A 13,682-nucleotide genomic window follows, 5' to 3' on the forward strand; every position below is an offset into this window, starting at 1 on the left:
CACACGATGCCTACGTTGAATCAGGTCAAGTCAAAATCAAGGATAGCAATTATCAGTTTTGCTTCCAGACGATTGCGCAGTTCTTCATCAACTTGCAGACGAGGATAGCCGTCAGAGCCATAGCTCGTCCGAGTTGACAGTGCAGCAATGTAGCTAGAATAATGCCGGACTACCCGGCTCACTGCTTCGGCGTCTCCTGCAACAGCGGCAGCGATTATCGGGTAAGGAAGCAGCGATGCCCGTGTGTGCGCAGATTTAGTCATCCGCTTCACCTCCCATCAGCTTTTTCAGCAGCCGATAGGCTTTATACCTGCGAGTATTGACCGTTCTTCTGGCCATGCCCATGCACTTTGCTATCTGTTCGTCTGTCATCCATAGAAACCAGTGCATCATAAAAATTTCCCGGTCTTTTGGTGACAGCCGTAGAAGTGCTGTGGCCAATCGGTCGTTCTCGATTAGCACAACAGCATTTCCCACGGGAAAAGCCGTATACTCCCATGAGTAACGATCGTAAACTGCAAGCTGGGCCACATCTGCCTCGGACAGTTCTTCCAAAGATGCAAAACGTTTTTGATGACGGCTGATCTGCCGATAGCCGTTACATGCCTCGCATTTCAACACCTTTTTGCAGTAGCTGTCAAAGGCGTGCTGCTTGTGTTCGTAGTAGCGGTTTGGTTTCAAGTTTTCACCTCCCCTCGTGCTGGGAGGCAGCTCTTTTCTTCCCCTTTCGCTCACTACTCGTTCACTAACGGTCCGGTTTGGCCGGTTTTCTGGATCTATCTGAAAAAATTTTTTGCCGTTCATAGAATTGTTCCTTTCGTTCTGTTCGGGTTTATAGGCCGGAGCAAAACGAGGCGGAGAACGGCATCCGATACCCAATCGTAGGTTGTAAAAATGCGGGGCTTTATCGGATGTGAATTGAAGTATATAAAAAGCGAGCCACAACTCACTTCTATGAGTATGGCTCGCCCCTATGTTATTTGAATATTTTTTTAATTGGTGTTAGGGCTTTTCGAGTGGGCGGTAAGCCCCATTTTATTTTGCGCTCCTTTATTTTGATACTCTTGTCCATATAGCTCTTTGCTTCAAATTGTGAGCTATAACTCACATAATGTGAGTTGTATGGTTATTTATATGAGCGATAGCACACCCTACAATGAGGTAGAGGTGATGTATAGTGAACAATCCTCTTGACTTGTTTGCATGGAAAGTGCGGTCAGAACGTAAGCGGCAGCATTTGACACAGAGAAAATTGGCTGAACGGCTCAATATGAACGCCCGTACAATCATAGATTTGGAAACCTGCCAGAGTAACCCCAAATTTGAAACGGTGGCTCTTGTCGCCAAAGAGTTAAATATCAGCGTGGATGCTGCCATTTTTCCAGACATGGTAAATCAGACGGTTTCAAAAACAGTTGTAGACTTCTTTGCCGGGAAAAGCGAGGCGGAAATTGAAAAATATATTGCGCTTTGCAAACAGGCGGAAGCATTTCAAAAAGACGAATAACGCGGTCGGATATATCAATCTCGGCCGCGTTATTTTTTACCTGTTTGTTTCTATGCGGACGGATTATGATATACGCACAATGGAACCTCCGCATCGCATACGCTGAATTTTGTTAAGCAAGGCTCCATCCAGCCGCATTCTTTCGGATGTTGACAAACTCCTGATAAATGCCGGGCTGCTTCAAAAGTTCTTCGTGCGTGCCCTGCTGTGCAATCTGGCCGTTGTCAATGACCAAAATCTGATCGGCATTCTGGATAGTATTCAGACGGTGGGCGATTACGAGAAGTGTCTTGCCCTTTACCAGTTCCGAGATGGCCTCCTGAATATAGCTTTCGTTATCAGTATCTACGCTTGCGGTAGCTTCATCCAAAATGATGATAGGGGCATCTTTCAAGATGCAGCGTGCAATCGAGATGCGCTGCTTTTCACCGCCGGAGAGTGTAGCACCGCCTTCACCAACTACGGTCTGGAATCCATCAGGCAACGCCATGATGAAATCATAGCAGCGGGCCTTCTTAGCAGCTGCATAGACTTCTTCCTCTGTGGCGTCCGGTTTACCTATGCTGATATTGTTGTAAATGGTATCTTGGAATAAGTACACTCGCTGGAATACCATGCTGATCTGCTCCATCAGCTCTGCCAAAGGCACGTTCCGAATGTCCATACCTCTTATTATTATGCTGCCAGATTTTACATCCCAAAGCCGAGCCAGCAAATTGGCAATAGTAGACTTTCCGCTGCCAGAAGGTCCGACTAAAGCAGTCATAGAATCTTTCTTCATGTCAAAGCTGATATGATGCAGAACTTCTTTGTCCTGATAAGCAAATACAACCTCGTTAAACTGAACTTCTGGCTGTCCCGGCTGTGCCTGTGCAGGAAGATGCTGCTTGCCCGTGTCGGGAAGTTCAGGCTCATTCAGGACTGATTCAATGCGGTCGAGAGCTGCATTCATAACGGTAAGGCGAGATGCTTCCCCATAAAGAGCTTTCAGCGGTCCAAAGAGGTCAAACACAAACAGCAGAACACCAAGCACATAGGCCAGCGGAAGTGCACCGCGCTGTTCCAATACAATCGACAAGCCGAAAATCGCCGCAATACCAATGCCGTAAAGGATATTCAGACTCATTGTCCATGGTGTCATTTTCTGCTCAAAAGCAAGGGAGGTGTTTCTGGAACGCTGGAAATTGTCAGTCAGTTCTTCTGATTTTTCGCCCAGCAGGTTGTAGCTCTTGATGACGCCAATGCCCTCCACAAAGGATAGCACCGCATCGGTCAGCCGTTCGCTCTGCTCCTGCCGCTCTGCGGCTTCCCGCAGGGAAACCTTGTTCATTCCTTTTGACACCAGCCATGCCAGAACCGTGACGGCGGCAGCAATCAAACCAAGCTGTACGTTCAAATAAAACATGAATACCAGCAGAATCAAGGAGGACAGCAGATAGCCCATCATGTTGCCCAGCGTACTCATAGCGACTTCTTCAATGAATACCATATCCGTGCTAAGAACAGAGCTGATTTTGCCAATGTTGCCGGAAGTAAAATAGCCCATCGGAAGTTTCCGCAGATGGCTGCCCAGTTCCATGCGTTTATCCGCAAACATCAAATATCCTGCGGCACTTTGCAGGCTGTCGCTGAGGTAATGAACAAGCATTTGCACCAACACTGCTGTGGCAAGTCCAAGGCCGATATAAAGGCAAGTCTGGCTGGTCAGTGTGTCAGCTGCAAAGCGGCTTAAAACTACAAAGGCAAGAACGATTGGCATTTTTGACAAAATGGATTCCAAAAACGCACAAACGAATGCACCTTGAATCCGGCCTTTATAACGGCCGGATAGTTTCAAAATTCTTGAAAACATCGCAAACATTTAGGCTCCCTCCTTTGCAGTGTGTACTTTCCATTCGGCACTGTCCTGTGCGGCTTTCCACAATTTCTGATATTCAGGGCAGGAGCGAATCAAATCCTGATGCTTACCCGCTGCTACCAATTTTCCGTGGTCGATGACACAAATTTGATCGGCATTCATAATGGCGGGCAGTTTGTGAGCAATCACCACGAGGGTCTTGCCTTTTACAAGTTCTGCAATGGCTGCTTCCATCTTTTCTTCATTTTCGGGGTCAGCATAGGCTGTTGCTTCATCAAGAACTACAATAGGGGCATCCTTTAAGATTGCTCGCGCCAGAGAAATACGCTGACGCTGACCGCCGGAGAGCATTTTTCCGGCATCGCCTGCCATGGAGTGAATGCCCTGCGGAAGTTTTTCAATGAACTCCATGCACTGAGCTTTCTTTGCGGCCTCTATTACTTCTTCATCCGTTGCAGTCAACCGACCGAGCCGGATGTTTTCCAGCAGAGAAGTATTAAACAAATACTGATCCTGCGCCACATAGGAGATACGACTGTTCAATGCTTCAAGGCTCATATCGCAAAGTTTCTGTCCGCCGATGGAAATGCTGCCCTTTTGCGGGTCATAATAGTGAATCAGCAGTTTTGCCAAGGTACTCTTGCCGGAGCCAGATTCACCGACAAGAGCAGTTTTTTGTCCAGCCTTTGCCGTAAAGGAAATATCATGGAGAACTTCATCCTCAATCACCGCAGGCTTTCCATCCGGGCCGGGCTGTGTTGTCTGGTAAGCGAAAGAAACATGGTCGTAAGTAACGGTGTCATCTATTCCATGGAATCTATCATTCGTCTGCTGAAGTTCCGGCGCATCCAACACCTGCTCCAATGCGGAGATTTTATAGTTGAGCTGGGGCATGGTTGGCAGAAAGCCAAGAGATTTCAGCAGCGGCATACCGATACTCAAAGAAAGACACAGCACCAAAATCAAATTGGGCAGAGCCGACCAGCCGCAGAGGACAAACCATGCACCCACAGGCAGGGTCAGGATGATGGTACAAGGAAGCAGGCTGCTGTAAATCGCCATCCACGGCCATGCCGCCCTATACCATGCCAGTGTATAGTTCCGATAATCTGATATATCTTTGCGGAACCGTTCGTAAGAATCTGCGTCTTTATTGAAAACCTTGACGACTTCCATACCGTTGATGTACTCAATAATGGTATTGTTCATCTTTTGCCCGGCCATATAGTAAGGTCCCATTTTCTTCATACCAACGGAATACATCGTCATCATGGCAACTAAGCTAAGCGGAATGGATGCCAAAGATAACAGTGCCAGCTTCCAGTCTACAAAGAACATTGCCACATAAACTGCAATGGGAACCATCAGGTTGGCGATGCCCTCCGGCATAGAGTGTGCCAGCAGAACTTCCAGACTGTCTACATCGTCCACGAACAGCTTTTTCACGGTGCCAGTGCCTTTGTCCTGAATAACACCCAGCGGCAGTTTTTCAAACCGTTTTTGCAGAGCCGTCCGCAGACGGAGCAGCGTGTCATAAGCTGCTTTATGAGAGAGATTCAGGCCCCAGCCATAGAAAAGAGCTTGCAGCACTAGACATACCAAGACCAGTATGACATGCTGGATGATAAAGGAAGCAGTGATTGCCTCCCCCATGACCAGCGGTGCAATTACCTGATATGCCAGCACAAAGGGAAAAACACCCAGCAGAACACTGACCAGCACGATGGCTGTTGCAACATAGAGTCCTTTTTTATGAGGTCCGGCATATTCAAATACTTTTTGGAACATAAGTCCAACCTCCTATCATGTGAAATATTTTTCAGAAAGAGATTTCAAAACCGTTGGCGATAACTGCTGATTTTGAATTGTTCCATCATCATCCAGCTGCACAACCTCTGTGCAGGTACGGACAATAAATTCAAAATCATGAGAAACCACGAACACGATTACCCCGGAATCGGAAAGTTGTTCAATCAGCTTGCTGACACGCACCATAGAATCATAATCCAAGCCGCTGGTGGGCTCGTCGAAGTAGATTACGGGGCTGTCCTTTACGATTGCCACTCCAATGGTAACCCGTTGTTTTTGACCGCCTGAAAGCGATGCTGGGTGTCTTTCCCGATAGTCCGACAGTTCCAATGCGTTCAATACTGCATCTATTTTTTCTTTGCAATCTTCCTGCATTCCAAGGGAAAGTTCTTCTTCCACGCTGCTGGCAAAGAGTTGATAGTCTGTATCCTGCATAACAAGATAGGAAAGTGACCGCCGCTGCCGGGGTGTGAGCTTTTTTCCATCAAGACGAACTTCTCCATGCCGCTGTTTCAACAGGCCAGTCAGAATAGACAGGAGCGTTGTTTTTCCGGCACCATTATGGCCTAAAATGCCTATCACGTCCCCCGAATGAGCTTCAAAGCTGACATTTTGGAATACTTCTGGACCTTTCTTGTAGGCAAAGCCTAAATCGTGGACTTCTAGTAAGTGCGTTGTATTTTGAGAATGCGGCTTTTCCTGATAATGCTCTGCATCACGTTCCGGGTATGCGGTTCGCAGACCATAAGAAATTCGTGTTTCTTCGGGCAAAGAGCAAAACTGTTCCCTTGTAAACTCATGCTCAATTTTTCCATTCTGTATCAGAAAAGCTCTGTCAATCAAATCTCGCAGATAGTAAAAGCGGTGTTCTACTACAAAAATGGTATAGCCGGCACTCTTGAGCTTTTCCATGATTTCAGCAAGCCGTTTGGTGGCGGCATAGTCCAGATTGGCCGATGGTTCATCAAAGATGTAGACCTTTGGGGCAAGCGCATAAACAGAGCCAATCGCAATCTGCTGTTTTTCTCCGCTGGATAACGCAAAAATTCTTCGATTCAGGTATTCGACCAACTCCAATTCTTTGGCTGCTCGTGCAATCCGATCAATGGTTTCCTCACGGGCCAGTCCGAGATTTTCACAGCCGAACGCCAATTCTCGTGTGGTATCGGTCATAAAAAACTGTGAGCGTGGGTCTTGAAAGACAGTTCCTACCTGTCCGGCCAGTTCGGAGGGCTTCATTTCCAAAAGCGAATGTCCATCCATAAGCAGATCGCCTTTAATTTCACCGGGGTAAAAATGTGGAATAAGTCCATTGAGGGAACGAATCAACGTTGTCTTGCCGCAGCCACTTCGCCCGGTCAGAAGAATAAACTCGCCGGTCCGTACAGTCATGTCAATGCCGCGGAGGGTAAAATCTTTGCTTTCTTCATAACGAAAGCTGAAATTCTGGAATGAGATCATCGTCATACCCTCCATAAAATGATTTTGCCGATTTGGGTCTGGTCAATAAAAAGCAGTCCGACCAAAAAGAGGATACCAAGCAGTGATACCACAATTTCCGGCCATGCAAAACGAATCGGGCGCAGTGCATACCGCTTACATTCCAATTCCAGACCACGCGTTGTGCCGGAGGCCGCCAGTTCATCGGTAACTTTCAAGCAGCGCATCAGCAACGGTATCAAAATGTACTCTATGGTTGCTAATGGGTGACATACCCGCTTCCACACTGTATCGCTGATACCGCGAATATCCATTGTGCTTCGGATTTGCCGATATTCAATCCGTAGGGTAGGAATATAACGGAACATGACCACAAGCGGAATCGTAACTGCCTGCGGCAGCCGCATTCTTTGGAGGGCTACCATCAAGTCATCCATATAAGTGGTCCGCAATATCCAGAGCCCCATCATTACAATGGGAATCAGTTTCAGAACGGTCACGCCAAATACGCTCATAATCACGCTCAAAACTGGAACTTGAACATAGCGGAGCAAGGCATTAAGATAAGCCACAACGATATAAGTTATTATCATTTTTGCGGCCCATTTTCCGCCATTACCTAAGGCAATGAACAGCCCATAAACCAGCATGAGCGCAAGGCTGACCACTTCTCCGGCCAGAAAATAACTGACAAAACCGATACAGACTAAGAGAAGAATTTTGCAGCGCGGGTCCAGAAGCGCAGTTCCATGAAGGGGCTGTCGCTCAATAATTTGTTTGATTTGTGTTTCATCCATTCTGATGCCTCCTTATCAACAGCAGAGCGCGGGACTACTTCCAGCCCCGCGCTCTGAAATCAGGCAGCCCGTTTGCCTGCGTTTGTATGATGGATTTTCAGGGGGCTGTTCTTGTTATTTTACAGAAACGAGTCCAGCCTTGATGAAATGCTTTTTCAATGCTTTCTGGCCGATAAATCCGCCAATCAGGCCGCCCACCAGTCCAGCAGCAACAATGACTACCAGCATGGGAACAGAAGTGATATTGAGCATTCCCTGAATGTACTCCGGGGCAATATTGTTTTTCTCCATTGCGCCAACAAACGCACTTTGAAGAAATTTGATGGGGCAGATAGCACTAAAAGCAAAAATAGCACTGAACAGCGCATAGGCCGCCATCATGGACTTCATTGTGATTTCATTTCGGCCCATGATCAGAAAATCGCAGATGACACCGCCAATTACCAAGCCGATGGGAAGGAACCAGAAAGCACCTACCAGCAGGAACAGGATAGCCTGAATTGCGGCACAAATGGTAAACACGCCTTTCTTCGGAACTTTGGCCAGCAGAAGCATCATAACGATGCCATTCGGAATAGCCACAACGGACGGATAAAACACGTTGGTCACTGGGCCAGCCACGCTCATAATAGTGCTGATAATCATGCAGATAATCCACATGAGCGCTGTCAGGATGCCAATGAGAATAAAGTCTTTCGCATTCAACTTTTGTTTCATTTTTATGCCTCCTCGCTTTTATCGGAAAATAAAAAATGCGATGTGGTTATTTGAAACTAACCACATCGCAAATTGTACCAATTTAGATTATCAAATCCAACCCAAAACCTACCCGTTTTGACCCAAAAACAGTCAGAAGCTACTTTTTATGGGTATCAAATCGGCTTTCACGGTAGTTCTTTGGCGCCACACCATATCGCTTTTTGAAAGCGGCGGCAAGATTGCTGGGCTTTCCGTAGCCAACGATTGCTGCAATCTCGCTTACATTTCGGTCCCCCTCCAATAGCAGCTGTGCTGCCTGTGTCAAACGCTGTTCAATTATGTATTGATGAATAGGCATACCATAAAATGATGAAAAACCGCGTGTCAATTTTGTTGTGCTTAAATGCACCAGATGGGAAAGTTCTTCACAGGATGGGGCAAACGCAAGCTGACTGTCTATAATCCGTTTAGCTTCCATAATGGCAGTCCGTTCCGTTCTGGACATGGAAACATTTTTTCCCATTAGAATATCCAATTCAAGGACTTCGCCTAAATAAATAGACAATAGCTCCAGAAGTTTTCCGTCAAGATATAAGTAACCCAATCCTCCACGGTATTGTGTAAATTGGCTTGTTTCCGCCAGAATTTGTTCCATGATGGGGGTCACAGGAACTTTTGAAATGCCATCAAGAAGTTTCTTTTCGTAAGCCGTTGCTTCCTGCCCATCAAAATAATCTGTGAGCAGCTGCGAGAAATAGGCAATCGGAATTTTTATACTCTTAAATGAAAAATTGCTATCCTTTTTATAGCAGGCATATTCGGTTCCTCCATGTCCCGCATAGATACAGGATTCATTTTTTTGAATCGTAATGGAACGCTTTTCATCAATGATGCCCCAAGAGATTCCATCATTCAGGCAGAAGATAATCTGCATATAATCTTTACTGACGGTTCCCTGTACATTCATATCCGACTGGTAACACATTTGCCAATCCGAAAAGATGATGCCGTGCTTGATTTGGGTCTGTGCAATTCGTCCTTTCCCCATATCAGACGGAATATCTATTGAAATTGTTTGGGGCGAATTGGCTATCAGGTCGTTGTATAGCTTACCAAGATAGTGACTTCCGTGCGTCATAGGATGAGGTTCACCTCCCATTTTGGTTAGTCTGTGCTAATTATGATACTTTATTTTTGCATCACAGTCAAGATGTAGCCAAAAGACAGGGTTTGAATTGTAGTATTAGTAGAGGGGACGGTTTAGGGGAGAACTTACAGAGCAAGCATAGGAAGTGTGTACCCACTTCCGTATTTTGCTCTGCAAAACAGCTTGTTGGGAAGTGTCCCAAACCCTCAAAACGGAAAGGAGAGTAAAACGAATGGAAGGCAGAAAACGAACCGTGCAGGTCAAATTTTATGTGACGGGAGAAGAACGGAGGTTGATTCGAGAAAAAATGAAATTGATACCAACCCGGAATATGGCCGCCTATCTGCGAAAGATGGCGATAGATGGTTATGTTGTCCACATCGACACCACCGACATCCGGGCGCAAACCGCCGAACTGCAAAAGATTGGTGTCAACGTCAATCAGATCGCGCGGCGGCTGAACAGCATGGGGCCGCTGTACACACAAGACGTTGCGGACATCAAGGGAGCATTGGCGCAGATATGGCAATTACAAAGATACATCCTATCAAGTCAACGCTGAAAAAGGCACTGGACTACATCGAGAATCCGGCAAAGACGGATGAAAAAATGCTGGTATCCTCCTTTGCCTGCTCCTACGAAACCGCCGACATCGAATTTGAACTGCTGCTATCACAAGCCATGCAGAAAGGCAACAATCTGGCCCACCACTTGATACAATCTTTTGCGCCGGGCGAAACCACGCCGGAGCAGGCCCACGAAATCGGACGGCAGCTTGCAGATGAAGTCCTGCAAGGCAAATACCCGTATGTGCTGACCACGCACATTGACAAGGGACATGTCCATAACCACGTCATCTTTTGCTCTGTGGACATGGTGAATCAGCGAAAGTATGTTTCCAACCGACAGAGCTATGCCTACATTCGGCGCACCAGCGACCGGCTGTGCAAGGAACACGGCCTGTCCGTGGTAATGCCCGGCCAAGACCGTGGCAAGAGCTATGCCGAGTGGGATGCGCACCGAAAGGGCACGAGCTGGAAGGCCAAGCTGAAAGCCGCCATAGATGCAGCCATCCCGCAGGCCAAGGATTTTGACGATTTTCTGCGGCTCCTGCAGGAGCAAAGCTATGAGATCAAGAGGGGCAAGTATGTGTCGTTCCGTGCGCCCGGACAGGAACGGTTCACCCGCTGCAAAACGCTGGGCGAAGCCTACACCGAGGAAGCTATCACCGAGCGCATCAAAGGGCGGTTTGCGGAGCGGAAGCCCAAAGAAAACCGCAAAATTTCGCTGCGGATTGATTTGGAGAACAGCATCAAGGCCCAGCAGTCTGCAGGGTATGAGAAGTGGGCAAAACTCCACAATCTGAAACAGGCTGCCCGGACGCTGAACTTCCTGACCGAGCATGAAATCGAAAGCTACCCGGATTTGGAAAGCCGGGTGGCCGAGATCACCGCCGCCAGCACCGAAGCTGCCGCTGCACTGAAAGCAGCAGAGCGTCGGCTTGCAGAAATGGCCGTGCTGATAAAGGATGTCACCACCTGTAAAGAGCTACGTCCACTGGTGCAGGAGTACCAGCGGGCCGCTGACAAAAAGCAGTTCCGGCGCAAACATGAAGGCACCTTGATTCTCTATGAGGCCGCAGCCAAGACCCTGAAAGAGCAGGGCTTTCAAAAGCTACCCGACCTCTACGCCCTGAAAGCCGAGTATAAGCTATTGGTCGAGCAGAAAGACCAGCTGCAGCAGCGGTACAGCGAAGCCAAACGCCAGATGCAGGAGTATGGTATCATCAAGCAGAATGTGGATGGCATCCTGCGGACAACACCGGGAAAGGAGCAGATGCAGGAACGGTAAATTTGCACAAAATATTGGTTGGATTTTTGAACTACAAACGCTTAGACTGGGTGGCGTTTCCACCCGAAATCATGTAAAATAGAACCAGACAACGAAAGCGAGGAACCCTCTATGGCAGAAGTGAACGATAACAGCTCTATCCAGCTTTTTGAAGATCAGAAAATCCGTACTGCATGGGATGCAGAAAAGGAAGAATGGTATTTTGCCATCGTTGATGTGATTGCTGTTCTGACTGACAGCGCAGACCCACAGAACTATTGGCGCGTTCTAAAAAAGCGTCTTAAAGACGAAGGAAATGAAACCATTACAAATTGTAATGGTTTGAAAATGACCGCTCCTGACGGCAAAAAGCGCAAAACGGATGTCGCTAACACTGAACAGCTCCTGCGCATCATCCAGTCAATCCCATCTCCGAAAGCTGAACCGTTCAAGGCATGGCTGGCAATGGTAGGCAAAGAACGCATCGAGGAAACAATCGACCCGGAGCAGGCCATTGACCGTGCGCTTGATACCTATTTGAAGAAAGGCTACTCCGAAGAATGGATTCACCAGCGGCTTTTGGCAATCCGTATCCGAAACGAACTGACAGACGAATGGAAGAAGCGCGGAGTGCAAAAGGGCAAGGAGTACGCCATCCTGACCGATGAAATCTCCCGCGCATGGTCCGGCATGACCACGGGGCAGTACAAGCGGCTGAAAGGTCTGACAAAAGAAAATCTCCGGGACAACATGACCGATTTGGAACTTGTGCTGACCATGCTGGCCGAAGCCTCCACCACGGATATTTCCAAAACTGCAAAGCCACAGACCTTTGAAGAAAACAAGCAGGTTGCCAAACGTGGCGGCAAGGTGGCCGGCATTGCACGGCAGGCTCTTGAAGCGGAAACAGGCAAGCCCGTTATCACAGAAAAGAATGCGTTTGACTTCCAGCAGCTTGTGACCGACATTGTAGAAGATGCCGCAGAACTGCCAGAGCAGTCTGCCGAAAAGAAAGAAAAATAATAAGATTTGGAGGATTTAATATGAAAATGACTGAACCCTATAATCTGGGACTTTTAGCCCTTATTTCAGCGGCAGGGGAAATTTCTTATGAAGAATTAAAGCAACGATACCTCCCGCCTGAGCAGCCCGGCGTAATTCAAGGCGTAACGGCGAGTTTTGACAACGATATAAAAACATTGGAAAAAGAAAAATACATTTCGGTACACGGGAATATCATTCGCTTTATCAGAAAGTGATTGACAGAAAAACAGCCGGACACAGCAGCCACAAGGCCACCGTGTCCGGCTATTTTCGTTTTGACAATGACACATTACTTTGATTAAAAATAATGCGTCATTGTCAAGCTGACGGTATCATTCACTCGTAAAATCAAACCTCTGTCCGTCAAAGTCAGCATCGGTCATGCGCTCCAACTTTGCAATGGTTCCATTCGCCAGCCGCCGCATTTCTGTGTCCATATCCGGCAGGGCGGCCAGCATCCGTGCCATCGTGCGGCGGCGGTCAGAGGTGTGGTACATACAGATCAAATTTTCTTCTTCCACGCTGAAATTCATGGTCAGACCTCCATTTCGTGCTGTTTGCTGCGGGCCGCTGCCTTTTTGGGGCTGGCGGCCTGTTTTGTTTCGGAAAGCTGCTTGCGGACAGAAGCACGGGGTTTGCGAATGTTCTTACCTCGGTTCTCGTTTTTGTCAACCAGCGCGTAGATGCCAAAGCGGTCTTTCACACTGGACAGGTGCAGGGACTTATACGGCAGCATGGCAATCAGCCAATCCGTGTCCCGGCTGGATGCCAGCTTGGTGAAGTAGGGAGATACCTCCACCATAAAATGATTCTTGTCCGGGCTGTTGGGAGCAGCCATACGTTTCATGTCTGCCGCAATGCGCTGCGCCTCGGCCTCGATCAGCCCAGTGTGCAGTGCCGCAAGATGTTCTTTGAAATCACCGGGCCGTGCCGGTTCTCGACTGCGCTGCTCCTGCCGGATGGCCGCTTGTAGAAGTTCCGGGTCACGGGGCTGCATTTCATACCGCACGAACTCTCCAAAATATTTGTCCGAGCGGCTGTTGAAATGCTCTTTGGGGCCAATTTCCCGCATCCCACTTTCGTAGATCAGGCGATTGGCACCCACAGGCAGAGCGGCATCCCGGATATGCTGGAAATGCTGCTGGTAGTCCAGTTCATACAGATTGCCTTGCACGGTTCCATTGGCCGCACCGGTCAACTCCACCGCATAGGCAAGAATCCTGTCATGGGTCTGTTCACCGCAGAATTTCCATGTATTGTAGGCTTGGGTATCTTTGAGCAACACATCCCGTTCCCGGAAGCAGAATGTTCCAGAGGGCCGGGACAGCCACAACAGCAGCTTATCTTCCGGCTGGTCGCTGCGGGCGGCCTCCCGCAGCATCTTGATGTCATAGGCAAAATCGCTCTGGTAGTATGCGGTGTTCTGGTGCATGATAGCTTCCAGCGCAGCAATCACATCCATATTTTCAAATTTCTGCACGGTTTACACCTCGTATTATAAAAGAGTAGTATTTATAGACCGCTCTCCAGCGGTATGCTACAATGTTTAGG

At 48.0% G+C, this 13,682-nt stretch carries 15 protein-coding genes; 5 read left to right on the forward strand and 10 right to left on the reverse strand.

All coding sequences use genetic code 11. From position 1 onward, the window contains the following. Nucleotides 1-20 precede the first annotated feature (20 nt). On the reverse strand, nt 21-263 hold the full coding sequence (locus MTP43_RS01655) for a helix-turn-helix domain-containing protein (RefSeq protein ID WP_020990051.1): 243 nt from the start codon (nt 261-263) through the stop codon (nt 21-23). Then, on the reverse strand, nt 256-804 hold the full coding sequence (locus MTP43_RS01660) for a sigma-70 family RNA polymerase sigma factor (protein WP_249235013.1): 549 nt from the start codon (nt 802-804) through the stop codon (nt 256-258). Before MTP43_RS01660 ends, MTP43_RS01655 begins: the two co-directional genes overlap by 8 nt. Nucleotides 805-1,177: 373 nt before the next feature. Here MTP43_RS01660 and MTP43_RS01665 point away from each other — a divergent pair, with 373 nt between their 5' ends. Further along, nucleotides 1,178-1,507, forward strand: a complete 330-nt coding sequence (locus tag MTP43_RS01665) for a helix-turn-helix domain-containing protein (RefSeq protein WP_020990050.1) — start codon at nt 1,178-1,180, stop codon at nt 1,505-1,507. 112 nt (nt 1,508-1,619) lie between these two features. Here the strand turns inward: MTP43_RS01665 and MTP43_RS01670 are convergent, their stop codons facing one another. From MTP43_RS01670 to MTP43_RS01695, 6 genes are all read right to left on the reverse strand, one after another. Continuing rightward, nucleotides 1,620-3,368 (reverse strand): ABC transporter ATP-binding protein, encoded by a 1,749-nt coding sequence (locus MTP43_RS01670; RefSeq protein WP_249235014.1) that lies wholly within the window; start codon nt 3,366-3,368, stop codon nt 1,620-1,622. Continuing rightward, nucleotides 3,369-5,153 carry an ABC transporter ATP-binding protein gene (locus MTP43_RS01675; RefSeq protein WP_249235015.1) on the reverse strand — a complete coding sequence of 595 codons (1,785 nt, stop codon included), beginning with the start codon at nt 5,151-5,153 and terminating at the stop codon, nt 3,369-3,371. Nucleotides 5,154-5,168: 15 nt separating this feature from the next. Further along, a complete protein-coding gene (locus MTP43_RS01680; RefSeq protein ID WP_249235016.1) occupies nt 5,169-6,641 on the reverse strand; it encodes an ABC transporter ATP-binding protein in 1,473 nt (490 codons plus the stop codon). Beyond that, entirely contained in the window at nt 6,638-7,411 is a 774-nt protein-coding gene (locus MTP43_RS01685; protein WP_005922853.1) for an energy-coupling factor transporter transmembrane component T family protein, read from the reverse strand. Before MTP43_RS01685 ends, MTP43_RS01680 begins: the two co-directional genes overlap by 4 nt. Before the next feature lie 114 nt (nt 7,412-7,525). After that, on the reverse strand, nt 7,526-8,128 hold the full coding sequence (locus MTP43_RS01690) for an MptD family putative ECF transporter S component (RefSeq protein ID WP_097778663.1): 603 nt from the start codon (nt 8,126-8,128) through the stop codon (nt 7,526-7,528). A gap of 139 nt (nt 8,129-8,267) precedes the next feature. After that, a complete protein-coding gene (locus MTP43_RS01695; RefSeq protein WP_097778664.1) occupies nt 8,268-9,248 on the reverse strand; it encodes a helix-turn-helix domain-containing protein in 981 nt (326 codons plus the stop codon). 241 nt (nt 9,249-9,489) lie between these two features. On the opposite strand from MTP43_RS01695, the gene MTP43_RS01700 reads away from it, so the two are divergent. The 4 genes from MTP43_RS01700 to MTP43_RS01715 all read left to right on the forward strand — a co-directional run bounded on the left by MTP43_RS01700 (nt 9,490) and on the right by MTP43_RS01715 (nt 12,346). Then, nucleotides 9,490-9,819 carry a plasmid mobilization protein gene (locus MTP43_RS01700; protein WP_249235017.1) on the forward strand — a complete coding sequence of 110 codons (330 nt, stop codon included), beginning with the start codon at nt 9,490-9,492 and terminating at the stop codon, nt 9,817-9,819. Next, the gene (locus MTP43_RS01705; protein ID WP_249235018.1) at nt 9,780-11,108 is read left to right on the forward strand and encodes a relaxase/mobilization nuclease domain-containing protein; all 1,329 of its coding nucleotides are present in this window, start codon (nt 9,780-9,782) and stop codon (nt 11,106-11,108) included. The genes MTP43_RS01700 and MTP43_RS01705 overlap by 40 nt, the downstream gene beginning before the upstream one ends. Nucleotides 11,109-11,219: 111 nt before the next feature. Beyond that, on the forward strand, nt 11,220-12,110 hold the full coding sequence (locus tag MTP43_RS01710; RefSeq protein ID WP_118564493.1) for a BRO-N domain-containing protein: 891 nt from the start codon (nt 11,220-11,222) through the stop codon (nt 12,108-12,110). A gap of 20 nt (nt 12,111-12,130) precedes the next feature. Continuing rightward, nucleotides 12,131-12,346, forward strand: coding sequence for a hypothetical protein (locus MTP43_RS01715; protein ID WP_005935981.1), 216 nt, complete (start codon nt 12,131-12,133; stop codon nt 12,344-12,346). 117 nt (nt 12,347-12,463) lie between these two features. Here MTP43_RS01715 and MTP43_RS01720 read toward each other — a convergent pair whose 3' ends face one another. Together MTP43_RS01720 and MTP43_RS01725 are read right to left on the reverse strand one after the other, a co-directional pair. After that, nucleotides 12,464-12,664 (reverse strand): transposon-transfer assisting family protein, encoded by a 201-nt coding sequence (locus MTP43_RS01720; protein ID WP_156072421.1) that lies wholly within the window; start codon nt 12,662-12,664, stop codon nt 12,464-12,466. A 2-nt stretch (nt 12,665-12,666) separates the two neighbouring features. After that, nucleotides 12,667-13,611, reverse strand: coding sequence for a hypothetical protein (locus tag MTP43_RS01725; protein WP_442900580.1), 945 nt, complete (start codon nt 13,609-13,611; stop codon nt 12,667-12,669). Between the last annotated feature and the right edge of the window lie 71 nt (nt 13,612-13,682).

The sequence above is a fragment of the Faecalibacterium sp. IP-1-18 genome, assembly GCF_023347355.1.
Classification (GTDB): domain Bacteria; phylum Bacillota; class Clostridia; order Oscillospirales; family Ruminococcaceae; genus Faecalibacterium; species Faecalibacterium prausnitzii.